Origin of the sequence: Ottowia oryzae (genome assembly GCF_003008535.1) — a bacterium.
GTDB lineage: Bacteria > Pseudomonadota > Gammaproteobacteria > Burkholderiales > Burkholderiaceae_C > Ottowia > Ottowia oryzae.
This window is the reverse complement of the sequence record NZ_CP027666.1, coordinates 2,680,755-2,701,131: the sequence shown is the minus strand read 5'-3', so window position 1 is coordinate 2,701,131 and position 20,377 is coordinate 2,680,755. Positions and strand designations below refer to the sequence as shown.

The following is a 20,377-nucleotide window of genomic DNA, read 5'->3' as shown; positions in this document are numbered from 1 at the left end:
GAACGTTGAGAACGCCACTTGCCATCATCACCCTGAGCCTGGCCGCGCTGCTGGCGGGCTGCCAGGCGCTGCCCGTCAAAGTACTGGCCAAGGCCATGGACAACGCGCAGACCGAAGAAAACGTGAAGTACCTGCGCCAGTACGCGGACGAGCACATTCGCCAAGAAATCACCGTGCAGGCCAATCGGGCTTACGGCGAGCTGCCCAGCCAGCGGCTGGACGTGGTGTACCCCGCGCAACACGCGCAGGCCAAGCTGCCGGTGGTCTTTTTGGTGCACGGGGGCGGCTGGGTGGCTGGCCACAAAGAGGCGATGCAGCCCTACGCCAGGCTCATCGCTGACCGCGGGTTGGCCGTGGTCAACGTGGAATACACGCTGGTGCCCAAGGCGGCCTACCCGCAGCAGGTGCAAGAACTCAACCAGGCCGTGCGCTACGTGCTGCAGAACGCGGCGCGCTGGCCCATCGACACGGGCCGCGTCTTTCTCAGCGGCGACTCTGCTGGCGCCAACATCGTCAGCAGCAACGTGGCGGCTGTGAATTCACCCGAGATGGCTGGCCAGCTGGCGCTGTCGCCCGCCTTGGCGGCGCCGCAGATCAAGGGCCTGGTGCTGCACAGCGGCGTGTACGACGTGAAGGTGCTGTACCACGCGGCAGACAAGGCCGGCGCGATCATGAGCTGGGGCACGCATTCGGTTCTGGCTCAGTACAGCGGCGAGCGCCAGCCCAGCGACGCTACGCTGGACCGCATGTCCGCCTACCCGTGGCTGAATACGCATTTTCCGCCCGTGTACATCAGCGCCTCTGAGGCAGACACGCTGACCAAAACCCAGACCCTGCCGCTGATCGAGCGGCTCAAGCAGCTCAACGTGCCGGTCACGGCGCAGATCTACCCGCTGAGCTACCGCGAGGCCATCAACCACGACTTCAACTTCAACATGCGCTTTGACGGCAGCCGCGAAGTGTTCGATCAGTCGATGAAGTTCTTGGCCCAGCACGCGCGGTAACGGGCTGGCCGCTGGCCCCAGGCGGCGCCCAGCGCCCAGCGCAGGCGGCAGCAACGCCGCCCTGCGCGCAGGCGCGCAACCGATCAGCGCGCGGCCCGCAGCGCCTGCGCCACTTCTTGCACCAGCGCCGGCCCTTTGTAGATCAGGCCGGTGTACAGCTGCACCACGTCGGCGCCCGCGCGGATCTTGGCCACGGCGTCGGCGCCGCTCAGGATGCCGCCCACGCCGATGATCGGAAACTGCGGCCCCAGCGCCGCGCGCAGCCCGGCGATCACGCGGTTGCTGGCTTCGCGCACCGGCGCGCCGGAAAGCCCGCCAGTCTCTTGTGCGTGCGGCATGCCTTGCACCGCCTCGCGCGACAAGGTGGTGTTGGTGGCGACCACGCCGTCGATGCCGTGGCGCAACAGCGCATCGGCAATGGCCTGCACTTGGTCGCCGTCCAGATCGGGCGCGATCTTCAGGAACAGCGGCACCTCGCGCGCGTGCTCGTCGGCCAGCTCGCGCTGGCGCGACTTCAGAGCGCCCAGCAGCGCATCCAGCGCGGCATCGCTTTGCAGGTCGCGCAGGTTCTTGGTGTTGGGGCTGGAGATGTTCACCGTCACGTAGTCGGCGTAGGGGAAAACGCCCGCCAAGCCGATCAGGTAATCGTCGGTGGCGCGCTCTATCGGCGTGGCGGCGTTCTTGCCGATGTTCAAGCCCAAAACCATGCGCTGGCGCCCGCCGGACGTGCGCTGGCTGCTATACAAACGAGAGCTTTTGACGTTGCGCACAAACGCATCCAGCCCATCGTTGTTGAAGCCCATGCGGTTGATCAGCGCATTGGCCTCGGGCAGGCGGAACATGCGCGGCTTGGGGTTGCCCGGCTGCGCCAGTGGCGTAACGGTGCCCACCTCGACAAAACCGAAACCCATCCCCGCAAAGCCGTCGATGGCGCGGGCGTTCTTGTCCAGCCCCGCCGCCAGGCCAACGCGGTTCGGCAACTGCAGCCCGGCCAGGGTGATCGGGTCGTTCACCCGGCTGTGGCACCAGGCCCATTGCAGCGGCGTGCCAGCGCCGCGCGCCAGGCTGTCGATGGTCAGGTCGTGCGCCGCTTCGGGGTCGAGGTTGAACAAAAACGGGCGCGCCAGACCGTAGGGAATCAGGGCCATTGGATAATTCTCAGCAAGACTTTGTGTAGGTGTGGAGGAATTGTCGCAAATGACCCAGGACGAATTGAAGGCCCTCGTGGGCCAGGCTGCGCTGGACTACGTGGTGCCGGGCGAAATCGTGGGCGTGGGCACCGGCTCAACGGTGAACAAGTTCATTGACGAGCTGGGCCTGATCAAGGACCGCATTGCGGGCGCAGTGTCGTCGTCAGAGGCATCCACGCGGCTGCTGAAGGCGCAGGGCATTCCGGTGTTCGACGCCAATCAGGTGGGCGAGCTGGCGGTGTACATCGACGGCGCGGACGAGATCGACCCGCGCGGGCACCTCGTCAAAGGCGGCGGCGCCGCGCTGACGCGCGAGAAGATCGTCGCCGCGCAGGCGCGCCGCTTTGTCTGCATCGCCGATGAATCGAAGCTGGTGGATGCGCTGGGGCAGTTTCCGCTGCCTGTGGAAGTGATTCCGATGGCTGCGCAGCGCATCACGCGGCAGTTTGAAAAGCTGAACGGCCTGGCCACGCTGCGCCTGAAGGACGGCAAGCCCTTGGTAACCGACAACGGCCAGCACATCCTGGACGTGCGCGGCCTGCTGATTCTGGATCCGCTGGGCTTCGAGAGCGAAGTGAACCAGTGGCCCGGCGTCGTCACCGTGGGGGTATTCGCGCACCAGAAGGCCGACGTCTGCCTGATCGGTACCGCCGATGGGGTGCGTACGCTGTCGTACTGAGCGCGTTGCGCGGCGTGGTCAGGTCAAACTCTGGCCCGAATCCGCCTTTGTCGGACGCCTACGTCGGAATCGGCGCACAGGCGCTGCCGGCGCACCGCCAGATACTGTGGGTCTCCAATTCATAGTCAAAACCAAGGGACCCATCGTCATGAAACTGATCAAACTGCTCGCTCTGGCCGCCGCCGTCATGGCGGCCAAGAAGGCCTATTCGAGCGGCAAGGCGCCGAAGTCTGAAGACGAAGGAAAAGTCGCGCGTGCGGTGCGTGCCACGCGCACCGGGCGTCAGGCGGCGCGGCGCTCTTGAACCCACGGCGCGCTGCAACGTGTAATGCAGCGCGCCACGGAACGCATATCGATAGTCGAGTTTCGAGCCACGCCGCGCGCCCTACAGCGCTCTAATGCCCATGCGCCCCGCTTTTTGAATGGGCGTGCACCGTTGCAAGGTGCCACATGGGTCGAAGAGGATGTTCGATGGGTCAGAAAAAACTCAAGGTGGTCGCGGTGGCCGGAAGTGTCAACCGGCCTTCAAAGACATGGGCGCTGGTGGAGCAGATTTTGCATACGCTGGCTGAGGCGCACCCCATTCAGGCGCGCGTGGTCGAACTCGGCGCCATCGCACCCCACTTGGGCAGTGCGGTGTATCGCAGCCACCTGAACGCCATCGCCGAAGCAGAGATCAGCGCCATCGAGTCTGCGGACATGCTGATTGTGGCCAGCCCTGTGTACCGCGGCTCGTACAGCGGCCTGTTCAAGCACCTGTTCGACTTCGTGGGTCAGGATGCGCTGGTGGACAGGCCCGTCCTGCTGGCCGCTGCGGGCGGAAGCCAGCGTCATTCGCTGGTGATTGACCACCAGCTTCGCCCGTTGTTCAGCTTTTTCAGGGCGCTGACGCTGCCCGTGGGCGTGTACGCCATCGACGCGGATTTCAGTGGCTACGAGATCACAGACCAGGCGCTGCTCGATCGCATTGCCTTATCGGTCGAAAAGTCCTTTCCATTCTTGCCCAACCGCGCGGCACTGCCGGAGGTGATCGGCTTGTAGGACAACGCGCTGGGCGGGCCGGCGCGGCGCAGCCCGTCATCGGTGGCCGTCGCGTTGACAGCGACCGCTGGGCCTGTGGCCCGAGCAATCGGCCGCCATCGCCGATCCGTCCGGATCAGATGTGGTCGCCCCAGGCGTCCGGGCCCTCGCTTCGTAACGCTTGCTCGACCAGAGCACGTGTCAGCGTAGGCACAAACAGCTCGATGAATTCATAGCCGTAGCCGCGCAGCCACGCGTCCCGGCGCAGCCCAAGGCGCGTGGTGTTGGTTTCGAACAGGTGGCGGGCATCCAGCGTCCGCAGTTGCCGATCGCGCTCGGGGTCAAAAGCGATCGCCGCGATGATGCCCACGCCCAGCTCAAGCTCCACATAGGTCTTGATCACGTCGGCGTCCAGGGCCGTCAGCACGATGTCGGGGCGAACGCCGGCACGCGCGAAGGCGGTATCGATGTGCGAACGCCCGGTGAAGCCAAGGTCGTACGTGATGATGGGGTGCTGTGCCAGCTGGGCCAGCGTGATCGGCGCTGTTTCGTTCAGCAGCGGGTGTGCTGGCGGCAACACCCGCACGTGCGTCCAGCGGTAGCAGGGTAGGGTGACCAGCCCGTCGAAGCCTGCCAGCGCCTCGGTGGCGACGCCGATGTCGGCGGCCCCCGAAAGCAGCATCTTCGCCACCTGATCGGGTGAGCCCTGGTGCAGGTGCAGCGCCACTTTGGGGTAGCGCACGCGGAAGTCGCGCACCACCGGCGGCAAGGCGTAGCGCGCCTGCGTGTGCGTGGCGGCGATGGACAGGCGCCCTTCCTGGCTGGCGCTGAAGTCCTGCCCCACACGGCGCAGGTTTTCGGCCTCCAGGAGCAGGCGCTCGACGACAGGCAGCAGCGTGGAGCCCGGTGGTGTCAGGCCCGTCAGGCGTTTGCCAGCGCGCACGAAGATCTCGATACTCAGCTCATCTTCCAACTCACGGATCTGGCGGCTTACGCCGGTCTGAGAGGTGTGCAGCGCCTCGGCCACTTCGGTCAGATTGAAACCACGGCGCGCGGCTTCGCGAACAGAACGCAGTTGTTGGAAATTCACAATCACCCGGAGAGTGCCAGCAATTGCATTCAAGGCGAACGATTGAATTGGCTTGAGCTTATGACCGCAGTGCGCAGTGAAGCGGCAGGGTCGAGCTGGCCGGTGAGAGTCGGCGCCCTGCAGCGCGATCAACCATGGATGCTGTCGCGCCACCGCGGAGGGCGGCGAGCGGGCGAACACCCTCTCGCAGACCAAGTTTGAAGGCCAGGACCAACAAGAAAAGCCCTAAGTAGATCGACTACTTAGGGCTTTGGTTTTGGCGGAGCAGGCGGGATTCGAACCCGCGGTGGGCTATTAACCCACACACGCTTTCCAGGCGTGCGACTTAAACCACTCATCCACCGCTCCGAAGCCGCGCATTGTAGCGGGTCTTGGCAGCGCTTTCGGCTCAGCGTGGATCGAACTGGCGACTGATCTCCGCTTTCAACCGATGGTTTTGAATGAAATGGGCTGCTAGCGCTGGACCCACAAGCGCTGACAGCTATCAAATACGTAGTAACTAACCCGCCGTCACAAGCGCCTCGCTGCATCCGCATCGCCGCCGCGGGTGGCTTGAACCATCTTCATTGCGGACGAGACGAGGGCAGACACCTCGGTCATGTTGCTGGGCACGACGAGGGTGGTGTTGGCGTCCTGCGCGAGGTTGGCGTAGGCGTCCACGGCCTTCTCGGCCACTTTCAGTTGCACGGCTTGTTCGCCGCCGGGCTCGCGGATAGACGCACCAATGCGTGCGATGGCCAGCGCGGTGGCGTTGGCCACTTCGGTGATGGCAGCGGCTTCGCCCTGGGCGGTGTTGATGGCCGCCTGCTTTTCGCCTTCGGATTTGGCGATAGCGGCCTGCTTCATGCCGTCGGCCAGGTTGATCTGCTCTTGCCGCTTGCCTTCGGAGGTGGCGATCACCGCGCGCTTCTCGCGTTCGGCGGTGATCTGCGCCTGCATCGACCGCAAGATTTCGTTGGGCGGCGTCAGGTCCTTGATTTCGTAGCGAAGCACCTTCACGCCCCAGTTCAGCGCGGCTTCGTCGATCGCCTCGACCACCTTGGCGTTGATGATGTCGCGCTCTTCAAAGGTCTTGTCCAGCTCCAGCTTGCCGATCACGCTGCGCAGCGTGGTTTGCGCCAGTTGCGTGATGGCGGTGACGTAGTTGCTGGAGCCGTAGCTGGCGCGCATCGGGTCGGTCACCTGGAAGTACAGGATGCCGTCCACCTGCAGCTGCGTGTTGTCGCGCGTGATGCAGACCTGGCTGGGCACGTCCAGGGGAATTTCTTTCAGGCTGTGCTTGTAGGCCACGCGGTCGATGAAGGGCACCAGAAAGTTCAAGCCCGGCGACAGCGTGGCGTGGTACTTGCCCAGCCGCTCGACCACCCAGGCGTTTTGCTGCGGTACCACCTTGACTGAACGCACGATGAAGATGGCCACGATGATGACGATGATGAGTGCAATTTCCAAAACAGGCCTTCCTTTCGGGGTGATGGGCGCTGGCCTTTGCCGGCGGGCCCAGGGGCAGGGTAAGCAGGGCGCTCAGAGCGGATCGACCAGCAGGCGGCTGCCCACCAGTTCGGCCACGCGGTGCGGGCCGGTGCGGGGCGCCACGCCCGGGCGGTGGATGGCCGTCCAGGGCGCGCCGCGGTAACGCACGCTGGCGGTGCCGTCGGCGTTCCAGCGGTCGATGTGCACGGTTCCGCCCACGTCCAGGTTCACGCTGCGCTGGGCGCGCGGTGAAGGGTCGCCAGGGCGCGGGCGGCGGATCAGGTAGCAGGCGACGACGGCCGCACCGCCTACGACGGCGGCGGCGATCAGCTGCGCGCTCAACGGCGCGCCCAGGTGCGCAGCGATGGCACCGGCGGCGGCGCCCAGCGCCAGCATGAGCAGGTAGAAGGTGCCCACCAGCAGCTCCAGCGCCACCAGCGCGCCGGTCACGATCCACCACCAGGTCGATTGGGAGAGGTCCATCTTTACCGAGTCCTTCAGGGTTTCTGGCCTATCACACGCCCATTGTGGTGCATTGCCCGCAGGCCTCCGCGTTGTGACATGCAGATTCCGTACACTTGCGCGCAGATCGCCGCCCGTCGGCAGGAGTGTGACCGCATGAAATTCCGTTTCCCCATTGTCATCATCGACGAAGACTACCGCGCCGAGAACACGTCCGGCCTGGGTATCCGCGCGCTGGCCCAGGCCATCGAGGCGGAGGGCTTCGAGGTGGTGGGCGCCACCAGCTACGGCGATCTGGCGCAGTTTGCGCAGCAGCAAAGCCGCGCCAGCGCCTTCATTTTGTCGATCGACGACGAAGAGCTGGGCAACGATCCCGAGGCCGACACGGCCGTGCAGAACCTCCGCACGTTCATCCAGGAAGTGCGCCGCAAGAACGCCGACGTGCCCATCTACCTGCACGGCGAGACCAAGACCAGCCAGCACCTGCCCAACGACGTGCTGCGCGAGCTGCATGGCTTCATCCACATGTTTGAGGACACGCCGGACTTTGTCGCCAAACACATCATTCGCGAGGCCAAGAGCTATCTGGAAGGCATCCAGCCGCCGTTTTTCAAGGCCCTGCTGGATTACGCGGACGACGGCTCCTACAGCTGGCATTGCCCTGGCCATTCGGGCGGCGTGGCCTTCCTGAAGTCGCCCATCGGGCAGATGTACCACCAGTTCTATGGCGAGAACATGCTGCGCGCCGACGTGTGCAACGCCGTGGAAGAGCTGGGCCAGCTGCTGGACCACAACGGTGCCATTGGCGAGAGCGAGCGCAACGCCGCGCGCATCTTCAACGCCGACCACTGCTTTTTCGTGACCAACGGCACCAGCACCAGCAACAAGATCGTGTGGCACCACACGGCGGCGCCGGGTGACGTGGTGGTGGTCGACCGCAACTGCCACAAGAGCAACCTGCACGCCATCATCATGACGGGTGCGATTCCCGTCTTTCTGAAGCCCACGCGCAACCATTTCGGCATCATCGGGCCCATCCCGAAGAGCGAGTTCGAGCCCGAGGCGATCAAGGCCAAGATCCGCGCCAACCCGCTGCTCAAGCACGTGGACGCCGACAAGGTCAAGCCGCGCATCCTGACGCTCACGCAATCGACCTACGACGGGGTGCTGTACGACACCGAGGCGATCAAGGGCATGCTGGATGGCTACGTCGACAACCTGCACTTTGACGAAGCCTGGGTGCCGCACGCGGCCTTCCACCCGTTTTATGGCACCTACCACGCCATGGGCAAGAAGCGCGCGCGGCCCAAGCAGTCGGTGGTGTATTCCACCCAGTCTATCCACAAGCTGCTGGCGGGCATCAGCCAGGCCAGCCAGGTGCTGGTGCAGGATTCGCAGAACGTCAAGCTGGACCGCTACCTGTTCAACGAGGCGTACCTGATGCACACCTCGACCAGCCCGCAGTACAGCATCATCGCCAGCTGCGACGTGGCCGCCGCCATGATGGAGCCGCCCGGCGGCACCGCGATGGTGGAAGAGAGCATCTCCGAGGCGCTGGATTTCCGCCGCGCCATGCGCAAGGTGGAGGCCGACTTCGGCAAGGGCGACTGGTGGTTCCAGGTGTGGGGCCCCGACAAGCTGGCCGACCAGGGCATTGGCCGCTCGGACGACTGGATCATCAAGAACGGCAGCAAGACCAAGAGCTGGCACGGCTTTGGCAAGCTGGCGCCGGGCTTCAACATGCTCGACCCGATCAAGGCGACCATCGTCACCCCGGGCCTGAACCTGGACGGCAAATTTGACAAGACCGGCATTCCCGCCAGCATCGTGACCAAGTTTCTGGCCGAGCACGGCGTGGTGGTCGAGAAGACGGGCCTGTACAGCTTCTTCATCATGTTCACCATCGGCATCACCAAAGGCCGCTGGAACACGTTGCTGACGGCGCTGCAGCAGTTCAAGGACGACTACGACCGCAACCAGCCCATGTGGCGCATCATGCCGGAGTTCTGCCAGCAGCACCGCCGCTACGAGCGCATGGGCCTGCGCGATCTGTGCCAGCACGTGCACGCCCTGTACGCGCGCTACGACATCGCCCGCCTGACCACCGACATGTACCTGTCGGAGCTGACCCCTGCCATGATCCCGGCCGATGCCTACGCCTGCATTGCCCGCCGCCAGGTCGAGCGTGTGGAGATTGACAAGCTGGAAGGCCGCGTGACCACCGCGCTGATCACGCCTTACCCGCCCGGTATTCCGTTGCTGATCCCGGGCGAGGTGTTCAACAAGAAAATCGTTGACTACCTGAAGTTCGCCCGCGATTTCGCCATTGAATGCCCTGGCTTTGAAACCGACATCCACGGCCTGGTGGAAGTCAAGGACGACGACGGCAAGGTGCGCTACTTCGCGGATTGCGTGGCCACGAACCACGCGCCCAAGGCGCTGGCGCCCGTGACCACGATCAACGACATGATCGAGACGGCCTCTGATTCGCCGTACCAAAGCAACTTTTAGTTAACCTATCGGGTCAATCCCACTGTTCAATCACTGAAAGGAGAAACGATGTTTCCTGAATACCGCGAGCTGATTACGCGTTTGAAGACGGAAGGAACCAACAACCGGTTCTTGCACCTGTTCGAGAAACACAACGAACTGGATCACAAGATCTCGGGGCTGGAAGCGCTGGACGCTGGCGGCGTGCACAGCGAAATCGAGGCGCTGAAGAAAGAAAAGCTGCGGATCAAGGATGAGCTGTACAACCTGCTGAAGCAAGAAGCCTCTGCCTGATCGTCGATGTAGCGCGCACCGCCACGGCGGTGTGCAGCCGCCTCATCGCTTGAAAGCCCACTTCGGTGGGCTTTTTGCTGACTGAATCGGCCGCCGGCGCCCGCTGATCCTGCGCTGGGCGCTATGAAAAATGTAGTTTTTGCCGCCGCATCCGCCGTGCCAGGGCCTTCGCAGGCGCTTCAGCGCGGGGCGCGGTACTGCGGCTCGTCCGCGCGCACGCGCACGAAGGTGGCAAAGCGCGGCAAGCCGCTGCCTGCATGCAGCCCGCGGTAGCGGTAAGTCACCCAGCTGCCGACCGGTGGCGGCGCTGCGCGCTGCGCATCGCTGAAGCCTGAGCCCAGGCGAAAGCGCTGGCCGTCTCGCGTTTCGACCAGCAGCGCGCCCATCATGCCTGCGTACTTGCCCTGGCCCGGCAGGTGGGCGACGACGCGCGCCTCGGCATCTTCGTGCGGCTTGAGCTTGAGCAGCTCGTCGCCGCGCCCGGTGCGGTAGGGCGAATCGGCCTTGTGCAGCATCAGCCCCTCACCGCCGCCGCGCACCACGGCGCGCAGCAGCGCCTGCAGTTGCGCGTCATCGACCAGGCGCTGCTGCGGCACGGCTTGCAGTGTCGCGGGGCGGTTGGCCTGGGCGATGGCGGTGTTCAGCGCCTTCAGCCGCGCGTCAAAGTCGCCGGGTTGCGCGGGCATGTCGAACACCATGAAGCGCATGCGGCGCCAGGCCGCGTCGTCGGGCTGCTGGCGCAGCACGGTGGATTGGGCGTGCTCAAACGCGCCGCGGCCCGCCCACAGCTCGCCATCCATCGCCTCGGTCGGCCAACCTGCGGTAAACCACGCCGGCGCGTGCACCGTTTCGCCGCCGCGCGTGCGCAGGGTGCGCCCGTCCCAGACGCCACGCACGCCGTCGTACTTTTCGCTGACCCAGTAGTCGCGCACATCCAGCCCGGCGCGCCAGCGCCCGGCCAGCTGCAGGGCGGGCGCCGAGGTGGCAGCGGGTTGGGTGGCGGGGTTGGCGGCGGATTGCGCGGCGCCGAGGGCTGGCAGCGCCGCCATACCCAAGCATGCCAGCAGCAGGGCGCGGCGCTGGATGCTCATGATTCAATAGCTGCCAGCGCTGGTGGGGCGGGCGCTGGCAGTCATTTCGGCTTGGAAAGCTGTCGGTCAGCCGACCATCTCGGCCGACAGGCCCGCCGTCTGGCTGAAGCCGCCGTCCACGTAGGTGATCTCGGCCGTGACACCTGCGGCCAGGTCGCTCAGCAGGAAGGCCGCCACGTTGCCCACGTCTTCAATGGTGACGTTGCGGCGCAGGGGCGACGCGCTGGCCACGTAGCCCAGCAGCTTGCCGAAGTCCTTGATGCCGCTGGCCGCCAGCGTCTTGATCGGACCCGCGCTGATGCCGTTCACGCGAATGCCCTGGCCGCCCAGCGCCTCGGCCATGTAGCGCACGCTGGCTTCCAGGCTGGCCTTGGCCAAGCCCATGGTGTTGTAGTTGGGAATGCTGCGCAGCGCGCCCAAGTAGCTCAGCGTGAGCAGGGAGGCCTTGTCGCTCAGGTAGGGCAGGGCCGCCTTGGCCATGCCGGGGAAGCTGTACGCGCTGATGTCGTGGGCGATGCGGTAGTTCTCGCGGCTCAGGCCGTCGAAGAAATTGCCCGCGATGGCCTCGCGCGGCGCAAAGCCGATGGCGTGCACGAAGCCATCGAAGGTGGGCCACACGGCCGACAGGTCTTTGAACATCGCCTCGATCTGCTCGTCGCTGCCCACGTCGCAGTCGAAGACCAGCTTGGAATCGAATTCGGCGGCGAAATCGGTGATGCGGTCCTTGAAGCGCTCACCCACGTAGCTGAAAGCCAGCTCGGCGCCCTGGTTGCGGCAGGCGCGCGCAATGCCGTAAGCGATGGATCGGTTGGACAGCACGCCGGTGATCAGCAGTTTTTTGCCGGTCAGAAAGCCCATGTGGTTCTTCTCGTTCGTTGCAGAAAGGGCCTGCCGCCGGCACCCGTTCGGCGCGGCTCTGTTGGGCAGGGCGATTGATGCAGAATTGTCGCATGCGGATTCTGTGGCTTTGGCTGGCGTTTCTGTCGGCGGCGCCGGCTTGGGGTGCCCACGCGTACGCGCAGTTTGGCGACATCAAGTACCCGCCAGGCTTCACGCATTTCGACTACGTCAATCCCAATGCGCCCAAGGGCGGCGAGTTCCGCATGGTGCCGCCTACGCGGCCCAGCAACTTCGACAAATTCAACCCCTACACGCTCAAAGGCAACGCGCCATACGGCCTGTCGTCCGGCGGGCTGGGCTATTCGCTCGTATTCGAATCGCTGCTGACCGGCAACAACGAGGAGCGCACCACCGCCTATGGCCTGCTGGCCGAAGACGTCACCTCGGCGCCGGACGACCTGTCGGTGACATTCCGGCTGAACCCGAAGGCCCGGTTCAGCAACGGGCAACCGGTGCTCGCTGCCGATGTCGTGCACTCGTTCCAGACGCTGACCAGCAAGTACGTCACGCCGTCCTACCCGGCGGTGCTGTCGCAGGTCAAGCGTGCCGTGGCGCTGGACCAGCGCACCGTGCGCTTTGACTTTGCCGCGCCAGACCGCACGCTGCCGCTGATCGTGGGTGGCCTGCCCATCTTCAGCCGCGAGTGGGGCAAGGGCAAGCCTTTCGACCAGGTCACCAATGAGCTGCCGATCGGCTCAGGGCCGTACCTGATTCCCACGCCAGCGCTCGGGCGCGACATCACCTACGTGCGCGACAAGAACTACTGGGGCGCCGACTTGCCGGTGCGCAAGGGGCAGTTCAACTTCGACCGCATCACCTTCAAGATCTACCTCGACCAGACTGCACAGTTCGAGGGGCTGAAGGCGGGCGAGATCGATTTCATGCGCGAGTTCACTTCCCGAAACTGGGCGCGCCAGTATTACGGCCGGGTGTTCGACCGGGGCGACGTGGTCAAGCGCGCCTTCGAGAACCAGAACCCCGCCATGTACCAGGCGACGCTCTTGAACCTGCGCAACCCCAAGTTCAAGGACATCCGCGTGCGCCGCGCGCTGGGGCTGGCCTTTGACTTCCAGTGGTTGAACCGGCAGCTGTTCTACGGCATTTACTCGCGCACCGAGGACTTCTTTCCGAACAGCGAATTCCAGGCCAAAGGGCTGCCCGGCCCGGACGAGCTGGCCCTGCTGGAGCCGTGGCGCGCCAAGCTGCGGCCCGAGGTGTTCGGCCCGGCGGTGGTGATGCCCAGCACGGACCCACCGTCCAGCCTGCGCGACAACCTTGTCAAGGCACGCGCGTTGCTGGCCGAAGCGGGCTGGACGTACCGCGACGGCGCCTTGCGCAACGCCAAGGGCGAGGCGTTCACCATGGAATTCCTGAACGACCAGCCCTCGTTGGCGCGCGTGCTGGCGCCCTACCAGGCGGCGCTGCGCAAGCTGGGCATCACGTTGAGCATCCGCACGGTGGACTACGCCCTGTCGCAGCAGCGCATGGACAACTTCGACTATGAGGTCACCAGCATCAACATGCCGCCGCTGGCCGACATGCCGGCCAGCACGCTGCGCGATGTGTTCGGCTCACAGGCGGCCAAGACCCCGGGCTCGTCCAACTACTCAGGCATCAGCGACCCGGTGGTCGATGCGCTGATCGTCAAGGTCGGTGCGGCGCGCACGCACGACGAGCTGACCGCTGCCATGCGCGCACTCGACCGTGTTTTGACGCACGGGTACTACACCATCCCGCAGTACTACGGCAAAGCGTTCCTGATCGGTTACCGTCCCCGGCCATTCGTGCTGCCGCCGACGGTGCCGCCGTACTACGAAGCCGACGGCTGGGCCATTGCCACCTGGTGGGCCAGCCCCAGCAATCCCTAGCGCCAGCGGACTGCCGCCATGTTCCAGTACATCCTCAAGCGACTGCTGCTGATGATCCCCACACTGCTGGGCGTGTTGACGGTCACGTTCGCCATCATCCAGTTCGTGCCCGGCGGCCCGGTTGAGCAGATGATGTCGCAGCTGCGTGGGCGTGGCGCGGGCGGTGAGGCGGGCATGGTCGCCTCCGACGTGCGCGGCACGCGCGACCTGAGCCCAGAGCGCGTGGCCGAGATCAAGGCGCTCTATGGCTTTGACAAGCCGGCACACCAGCGCTTCTGGCAGATGCTCAAGTCGTTCGCGCGCTTCGACCTGGGGCAGAGCTTTTACCAGCGCAAGGGCGTTTGGGATCTGATCAAGGAAAAGATGCCCGTCTCCGCCAGCCTGGGGTTATGGACTTTCTTCATCAGCTACTTCATCGCCGTGCCGCTGGGCGTGGCCAAGGCGGTGCGTGCCGGCTCGCGCTTTGACTTCGTCACCACGCTGCTGGTGCTGGTCGGCTATGCGATACCGGGCTTCGTGCTGGGCGTGGCCTTGCTCGTGGTCTTCGGCGGGCAGCTGCAATGGTTTCCGCTGCGCGGGCTGACCTCGTCCAACTGGGCGCAGCTGAGCTGGGGCGCGCGCATCGTCGACTACCTGTGGCACATCACGCTGCCCGTCATCGCCATGGTGCTGGGCAGCTTTGCGGTGACCGCGATGCTGACCAAGAACGCGTTCCTGGAAGAAATCCGCAAGCAGTACGTGCTGACGGCGCGCGCAAAAGGCCTGGACGAGCGCCGCGTGCTGTGGCGGCACGTGTTCCGCAACGCGCTGATTCCGATCATCACCGGCTTTCCGGCGGCCTTCATTGGCGCGTTCTTCACCGGCTCGCTCTTGATCGAAACGCTGTTCTCCCTGGATGGGTTGGGCCTGCTCAGCTATGAAAGCGTGATCCGGCGCGACTACCCGGTGGTGCTTGGCACCTTGTTTTTCTTCACGCTGATTGGCCTCGTGACCAAGTTGATCAGCGACCTGTCGTATGTGCTGGTCGATCCGCGGGTGAAGTTTGACTAGCGCCGCCACGCCCCCGAGCCCGCCCGTGCCGGATGAGGCCGGTAACTTGGCCGCAGCCGATCAGCCGGGCAGGGCGCAGTTGCCCGAAGCCGCCCCTGCCTCGCCCGGCCGTCGCGCCTGGCGGCGGTTTAGGCGCAACAAGCTGGGCTTTTACAGCCTGGTGGTCTTCTGCACGCTGGTGCTGCTGAGCCTGTTGGCCGAAGTGTTGTCTACCGACAAGCCGCTCATCGTGCGCTACGAGGGGCAGACGTACTTCCCGGTGCTTCAGGACTATTCTGAGAAGGTGTTTGGCGGTGATTTCGAAACGCCCGCCGATTACCTTGACCCGTTCATTCGCCAGCGCATCACCGAGGGCGACAACTGGGCCGTGTACGCGCCCAACCCGCACGGGCCACGCACACTGAACTACTTTGCCACCACGCCCAACCCGGCAGCGCCGTCGGCTGCGAACTTCTTGGGTACCGATGACCGCGGCCGCGACCTGCTCGCCCAGCTGATCTACGGCTTTCGCCTGAGCGTGCTGTTTGCCATGGCGCTGACCGCCATCGGCGTGGTGCTGGGCGTGGTCACGGGCGCCATCCAGGGTTACCTGGGCGGCAAGACCGATTTGGCTTTCCAGCGCTTCATCGAGATCTGGGGTTCGATGCCCGAGCTGTATCTGCTCATCATCTTCAGCGCCATCTTCGCGCCCAGCGTGGCCTTGCTGCTGGTGCTGCTCTCGCTGTTTGGGTGGATGGGCCTGTCCGACTACGTGCGCGCCGAGTTCCTGCGCAACCGCCAGCTGGACTACGTGCGCGGCGCGCGCGCCCTGGGCGTGTCCAACCTGCAGATCATGTGGCGGCACATCCTGCCCAACAGCATGACGCCGGTGGTTACCTTCCTGCCGTTTCGCATGAGCGCGGCCATCCTGGCGCTCACCTCGCTCGACTTCCTTGGCCTGGGCGTTCCGGCCGGCACGCCCAGCCTGGGCGAATTGCTCAATCAGGGCAAGGCCAACGTCGATGCATGGTGGATATCGCTTTCCACCTTCGCCGTGCTGGTCGTCACGCTGCTGCTGCTGACCTTCATGGGCGACGCACTGCGCGATGCGCTGGACCCGCGCAAGGCCGACGTCGGGCCGAAGGCAGACGACGCGCTTGCGCCCGCACCCAGTGAGAGCAGCCTGATGGTGTCCACCCGTTGAGCCAGCTGGCCACTGACCTGCACGGGCAGACGGCGCCACGCCAGCAGGCGGGCGCCGCGGGATGCGCGCAGGCGCACGCGGCTACTGCCAAGTTGCTGCACGCCGGGATCCCAGCAAGCCTGCGCCTGCCTTCGCAGCGCCCAACGCAGTGCGCCCTGCAGAGGGGGTACTACCGTGTCCGCTAGCCCGCCCACCACGGCCGCCGACCGACTGGTTGGCCTCGATACCTTGCGCACGATCGCCATCGTGCACGTGGTGCTGGCGCATGGCGCGATGACGTTCATGCCTGCGCTGCCCGGCGTGGGCGGCCGGGTGGTGTGGTGGTTGATTGCCGCCAACTTCGGTGTGCCCTTGTTCTTTGTGTTGAGCGGCTTTCTTATCACACGCCAACTGGCGGACGGCATGCCCACCGGCACTTTCTACCGCCACCGTCTGGCCAAGATCTACCCCACCTTTGCGCTGGCGGTGGTGGTCTTCGGGCTGATTGCGGGCGTGACCGATCTCAAGGCCTGGCTGCTGCACCTGACTGCGTTGCACAACTTTGCCTACAGCATGTCGGGCCGCATGTCTGGGCACCTTTGGAGCCTGGCGGTGGAGTTGCAGTTCTACGCGCTGGCCCCCTTGCTCTTCGCTCTGGGGTACCGGCGCTTGAGTGCGCCTCGCATGGCGGCATTGGTCGCGCTGGTCTGGGCCGCGCATGCCTGGCTGTTGGTCGGGGCGACGCCGCCGGTGCAGGCGGCGCGCTTGGCCGCATTGCTGAACATCTACCAGTACACCAGTTTCAACATCGTGGCATTGCTGCTCGGCGCGCTGCTCTACAAAGCCTACGCCACGGGCGCACGCTGGCCCGGTGCGGCCCCGCTGGGGCTGGCGGCGGCGTTGGGCATGCCCGCCATCTGCGCGATGGTGTTGCCCAGCCTGCAGGTCAACAGCGCGGACCTGACGCGCAATGGCGATGCGCTGGCGCTGCTGCTGCTGATCTGCCTGCCGCCGGTCGCTTCCGTCTGTCTGGGTCATCTGACGCTGCAACGGCAGTGGTTCACCGGGCCAGCTTGGCGCCGCTGGTCTGCTTTTTTCGCGGCGATCAGCTACCAGTGGTACCTGTGGCACCCCTTGGTGCTTTTGGGCTTTCACCGGGCAGCGACGCGCTGGGCTGGGGTGGATGCATGGGTGCGCGCCTGGCCCTGGCTGGCCTTGGCGGCGTATGGCGCTCTCTCTGCGTCGCTGGCGTGGCTGGCCTACCGCTTTGTGGAGCAACCGCTGCATGCGCGCTTACGGGCGTCGCTTGGCGGTCCGGGGCGGCTACCCGGGGCGAACGCATGAGGCTGACAGAATGACTGAAACGCTGCTGGATGGAATGCATGTCATGGATGGCGCTTTGACCACACGGGCAGTTGGCCTTCGCCATGCCTCAGCCACGGTTGCGGCGCCGGTTGCCGGGGGCTGCGCATGACGGCCCCGCTGCTGGATGTGCGCAACCTCACGGTCGCCTTTGGCCGCAAGACCGTGGTCGACCGCGTCAGCTTTCAGATCGCGCCGGGCGAAAAGCTGGCGCTGGTGGGCGAATCGGGTTCAGGCAAGACGGTGACGGCGTTCGCGCTGCTGCGTTTGCTGGAGGATGCGCGCCTGTCAGGCCAAGCGCAGTTCACCGCCGGGGGCACCACGCGCGACCTGCTCGCGCTGCCCGCGCGAGCAATGCGCGGCCTGCGCGGCGACGACATCGCCATGATCTTTCAAGAGCCGATGACGGCGCTGAACCCGCTGATGCCGGTGGGCGAGCAGATCGCCGAGGTTTTAAGGCTGAAAAGGGCATTCACGCCCGCCCAGTCAGCGCAGGCAGCTATTGAACTGCTAGCGAACACCGGCATCCCCGAGCCCGCCCGCCGCGCGGGCAGTTACCCGCACCAGCTGTCGGGCGGGCAGCGCCAGCGCGCGATGATCGCCATGGCGCTGGCGTGCGAGCCCAAGCTGCTGCTGGCCGACGAGCCCACGACCGCGCTGGACGTCAGCCTGCGCGGGCAGATCCTGTCGCTGCTGGAAGACCTGCGCCGCCAGCACGGCATGGCGGTGCTGATGATCACGCACGACTTGAACCTGGTGCGCCGCTTTGCCGACCGCGTGGCGGTGATGGAACACGGCCGCCTGGTAGAGCAGGGCGCCACCGAAGAAATCTTTGCCCACCCGCGGGAGGCATACACCCAAAAACTGATGGCCAGCCAGCCCGTGCGCGACGTGATCGAGGCGCCGGTGCAGCCCGACGCCGCGCCCGTCATGGCCGGGCAGGCGCTGGGCGTGACCTACCCCACGCCGCTTCCGGGCGTGCAAGGCTGGTTTCGCAAAGGCAGCTTTGTGGCGCTGAAAGATGCCAGCTTTGCGCTGCCGCCGGGGCGCACGCTGGGGGTGATTGGCGAATCCGGCTCGGGCAAGTCCACGCTGGCGCAGGCGGCGCTGGGCTTGCTGCCTGCGCGGCAGGTCAGCGGCAACCTGCTGGTCAACGGGCGCGGCTGGGCGCATCGGCACTCTGACGATCAGCCCTTGCGCCGCACCGTGCAGGTGGTGTTTCAGGATCCGTTTTCGTCGCTGTCGCCGCGCATGACGGTGGAAGAAATCGTGGGTGAGGGCCTGCGCGTGCACGCGCCCGAGTTGGACGCCGCCGCGCGCGCCACCCGCGTGCGCGATCAGCTGGCCGAAGTCGGGCTGGACGAAGCGCGCTTTCCGCAGCTGCTGTCGCGCTACCCGCACGAATTCTCGGGCGGGCAGCGCCAGCGCATCGCCCTGGCGCGCGCCTTGATCGTGCAGCCCGACCTGCTGGTGCTGGACGAGCCCACCAGCGCGCTCGACGTCACCATCCAAAAACAGGTGCTGGCCCTGCTGCAACGCCTGCAGCGCGACCGGCGCTTGAGCTACCTGCTCATCACCCACGACGTGGCGGTGGTGGGCGCCATGGCGCACGAGGTGATGGTGTTGAAGGATGGCGAGGTGGTCGAGTCTGGCCCCGTGGCCGACGTGCTGGGCGCGCCGCAACACCCGTACACGCAGCGCCTGCTGGCCGCGGCTTGAGGGCGGGGCACGCCGGGCAGCCTTTGTGTTCAAGCAAGCGACGGGAATCCGCGCGGTTGCGCTATCAACGCAGTAGCGGCGGGGCCAATACCGGCGCAGGCTCAGACCGTAATCTTCTTTACTGAGGCGCCCAGCCCGCCAGCGCCCCACCGGCCAGGGCACACCCCAGCGCCACCAGCCAGGGCGGTACGCGTGCGCCAATCAGCGCCAGCGCGGCCACCAGGGCAATCAGCACGTCGGCGGCGCTGCCGATGCTGGGCCGCAGCAGGCCCAGCCAGGTCGCCAGCAGCAGGCCGACCACCGCCGCGTTGACGGCGGCCAGCGCGCTGCGCGCGCGGGCCAGGTGACGCAGCCGGCTCCACGCGGGCAATGCCGCCAGCAGCACCAGCATGGCGGGCGCAAACACGGCCACCAAAGCCATCAGGCCGCCAGCCCAGCCGTTGGGCGCGACGGTCCGCGCCGCGCCGACGAACGCTGCAAACGTGAACAGCGGCCCCGGCACCGCCTGCGCTGCGCCGTAGCCCGCCAGGAAGGTGTCCAGATCCAGCCAGCCGCGCGGCACCACTTCGGCCTGCAGTAAGGGCAGCACGACGTGCCCGCCGCCGAAGACGAGCGCGCCAGCGCGATAGAACACCGCCACCAGTTCGGCGGCTGCACTGCCCGTCGCCCGCGCCAACACCGGCAGGCCGATCAGCAGCAGGATGAACGCGGCGAACCACCCGGCGGCGGCGCGCAGCGATTGGTGTGCGCCATTGGCCGGGCCGCGCGCGTCATTCGTCTCGGCAATCGCCTGGGCGCTAGGTTGGCCGGCGGCGTGTCCGATACGCCCCGTGGCACCCCACGCGGCAGCGGCAACGATCAGCCACCACTGCGCCCACGGCCCGCTCCAGGCCAGGGCGATGGCGGTGGCCAGCGCTGCCAAGGTGCGGCGCGGCGCATCCGGGCACAGCGTGCGGGCCATGCCCCACACCGCGTGGGCCACCACCGCCACGGCGGCCAGCTTGAGCCCGTGCAGGGCGCCGGCCAGGGCGGGCTGGCGCAGATCGAGCTGCGCCAGGCCCAGCGCCAACGCGATCAAGAGCAGGGCCGATGGCAGCGTGAAGCCCAGCCAGGCGAGCACCGCGCCCGCCCAGCCGCCGCGCTGCAGGCCAATGGCAAAGCCCACCTGGCTGCTGGTCGGGCCGGGCAAAAACTGGCACAGCGCCACCAGCTCGGCATAGGCCGTATCGGTCAGCCAGCGGCGGCGTTCGACGAATTCGGTGCGGAAGTAACCCAGGTGCGCCACCGGCCCGCCGAAAGACGTTACCCCAAGGCGCAAGAAGACCCCAGCGATGTCGGCCAGCGTACGCGGCGAGCGGCGCGGCGGGGGGGCCGTGTGGCTTGAATCAAACGGGTCGTACACCGGGGCAGGATAGCGCGCGTGTGTGACAGTGTGAAACGCGCTTGATCTCATCAAAAGTGATAGCTTGCAGCGCCGGTGGGGTCTGCGCTGGAGGCGCTTTTGCTTGTGAGGGGGTTGACCAGGT

General features: G+C 66.0%; 18 protein-coding genes and 1 tRNA gene. 11 read left to right on the top strand and 8 right to left on the bottom strand.

All coding sequences use genetic code 11. The annotated features are described in order from the left end of the window. The first annotated feature begins 5 nt into the window (after positions 1-5). Positions 6-1,004, top strand: a complete 999-nt coding sequence (locus tag C6570_RS12305; protein ID WP_211297595.1) for an alpha/beta hydrolase — start codon at positions 6-8, stop codon at positions 1,002-1,004. Between the two features lie 83 nt (positions 1,005-1,087). Here C6570_RS12305 and C6570_RS12300 read toward each other — a convergent pair whose 3' ends face one another. Further along, on the bottom strand, positions 1,088-2,152 hold the full coding sequence (locus C6570_RS12300) for a quinone-dependent dihydroorotate dehydrogenase (RefSeq protein ID WP_106703474.1): 1,065 nt from the start codon (positions 2,150-2,152) through the stop codon (positions 1,088-1,090). A gap of 49 nt (positions 2,153-2,201) precedes the next feature. On the opposite strand from C6570_RS12300, the gene rpiA reads away from it, so the two are divergent. The 3 genes from rpiA to msuE all read left to right on the top strand — a co-directional run bounded on the left by rpiA (position 2,202) and on the right by msuE (position 3,914). Continuing rightward, positions 2,202-2,873, top strand: a complete 672-nt coding sequence (gene rpiA / locus C6570_RS12295; RefSeq protein ID WP_106703473.1) for a ribose-5-phosphate isomerase RpiA — start codon at positions 2,202-2,204, stop codon at positions 2,871-2,873. A 148-nt stretch (positions 2,874-3,021) separates the two neighbouring features. After that, positions 3,022-3,177, top strand: coding sequence for a hypothetical protein (locus C6570_RS18175; protein ID WP_164675540.1), 156 nt, complete (start codon positions 3,022-3,024; stop codon positions 3,175-3,177). Positions 3,178-3,344: 167 nt separating this feature from the next. After that, the gene (msuE, locus tag C6570_RS12290; protein ID WP_106703472.1) at positions 3,345-3,914 is read left to right on the top strand and encodes an FMN reductase; all 570 of its coding nucleotides are present in this window, start codon (positions 3,345-3,347) and stop codon (positions 3,912-3,914) included. A 115-nt stretch (positions 3,915-4,029) separates the two neighbouring features. Here the strand turns inward: msuE and C6570_RS12285 are convergent, their stop codons facing one another. The 4 genes from C6570_RS12285 to C6570_RS12270 all read right to left on the bottom strand — a co-directional run bounded on the left by C6570_RS12285 (position 4,030) and on the right by C6570_RS12270 (position 6,936). Beyond that, positions 4,030-4,983 carry a CysB family HTH-type transcriptional regulator gene (locus C6570_RS12285; protein WP_106704673.1) on the bottom strand — a complete coding sequence of 318 codons (954 nt, stop codon included), beginning with the start codon at positions 4,981-4,983 and terminating at the stop codon, positions 4,030-4,032. 257 nt (positions 4,984-5,240) lie between these two features. Then, positions 5,241-5,331 (bottom strand) — tRNA-Ser (locus tag C6570_RS12280). 162 nt (positions 5,332-5,493) lie between these two features. After that, a complete protein-coding gene (locus C6570_RS12275; protein WP_106703471.1) occupies positions 5,494-6,432 on the bottom strand; it encodes an SPFH domain-containing protein in 939 nt (312 codons plus the stop codon). Between the two features lie 72 nt (positions 6,433-6,504). Beyond that, on the bottom strand, positions 6,505-6,936 hold the full coding sequence (locus C6570_RS12270; protein WP_106703470.1) for an NfeD family protein: 432 nt from the start codon (positions 6,934-6,936) through the stop codon (positions 6,505-6,507). Positions 6,937-7,071: 135 nt separating this feature from the next. Between C6570_RS12270 and C6570_RS12265 the strand changes: the two genes are divergently transcribed. Then, on the top strand, positions 7,072-9,426 hold the full coding sequence (locus C6570_RS12265) for an arginine/lysine/ornithine decarboxylase (RefSeq protein WP_106704672.1): 2,355 nt from the start codon (positions 7,072-7,074) through the stop codon (positions 9,424-9,426). 48 nt (positions 9,427-9,474) lie between these two features. Beyond that, positions 9,475-9,699 carry an HP1242/YdcH family protein gene (locus tag C6570_RS12260; RefSeq protein WP_106703469.1) on the top strand — a complete coding sequence of 75 codons (225 nt, stop codon included), beginning with the start codon at positions 9,475-9,477 and terminating at the stop codon, positions 9,697-9,699. A 179-nt stretch (positions 9,700-9,878) separates the two neighbouring features. On the opposite strand, the gene C6570_RS12255 is transcribed toward C6570_RS12260, so the two are convergent. Next, positions 9,879-10,790 carry a DNA ligase gene (locus C6570_RS12255; protein WP_245896184.1) on the bottom strand — a complete coding sequence of 304 codons (912 nt, stop codon included), beginning with the start codon at positions 10,788-10,790 and terminating at the stop codon, positions 9,879-9,881. Between the two features lie 66 nt (positions 10,791-10,856). Continuing rightward, the gene (gene fabI / locus C6570_RS12250) at positions 10,857-11,648 is read right to left on the bottom strand and encodes an enoyl-ACP reductase FabI (protein ID WP_106703468.1); all 792 of its coding nucleotides are present in this window, start codon (positions 11,646-11,648) and stop codon (positions 10,857-10,859) included. A 92-nt stretch (positions 11,649-11,740) separates the two neighbouring features. Here fabI and C6570_RS12245 point away from each other — a divergent pair, with 92 nt between their 5' ends. From C6570_RS12245 to C6570_RS12225, 5 genes are all read left to right on the top strand, one after another. Next, on the top strand, positions 11,741-13,558 hold the full coding sequence (locus C6570_RS12245; RefSeq protein ID WP_106703467.1) for an extracellular solute-binding protein: 1,818 nt from the start codon (positions 11,741-11,743) through the stop codon (positions 13,556-13,558). A gap of 18 nt (positions 13,559-13,576) precedes the next feature. Further along, positions 13,577-14,608: a microcin C ABC transporter permease YejB gene (locus C6570_RS12240; protein ID WP_106703466.1), complete on the top strand. Its 1,032-nt coding sequence runs from the start codon at positions 13,577-13,579 to the stop codon at positions 14,606-14,608. A gap of 46 nt (positions 14,609-14,654) precedes the next feature. Continuing rightward, positions 14,655-15,791 carry an ABC transporter permease gene (locus C6570_RS12235; RefSeq protein ID WP_245896183.1) on the top strand — a complete coding sequence of 379 codons (1,137 nt, stop codon included), beginning with the start codon at positions 14,655-14,657 and terminating at the stop codon, positions 15,789-15,791. Positions 15,792-15,965: 174 nt separating this feature from the next. After that, positions 15,966-17,114: an acyltransferase family protein gene (locus C6570_RS12230; protein WP_164675539.1), complete on the top strand. Its 1,149-nt coding sequence runs from the start codon at positions 15,966-15,968 to the stop codon at positions 17,112-17,114. Positions 17,115-17,240: 126 nt separating this feature from the next. Further along, positions 17,241-18,851: an ABC transporter ATP-binding protein gene (locus tag C6570_RS12225; protein WP_106703463.1), complete on the top strand. Its 1,611-nt coding sequence runs from the start codon at positions 17,241-17,243 to the stop codon at positions 18,849-18,851. 118 nt (positions 18,852-18,969) lie between these two features. Here the strand turns inward: C6570_RS12225 and chrA are convergent, their stop codons facing one another. Further along, positions 18,970-20,253 (bottom strand): chromate efflux transporter, encoded by a 1,284-nt coding sequence (gene chrA, locus C6570_RS12220; protein ID WP_425437883.1) that lies wholly within the window; start codon positions 20,251-20,253, stop codon positions 18,970-18,972. Between the last annotated feature and the right edge of the window lie 124 nt (positions 20,254-20,377).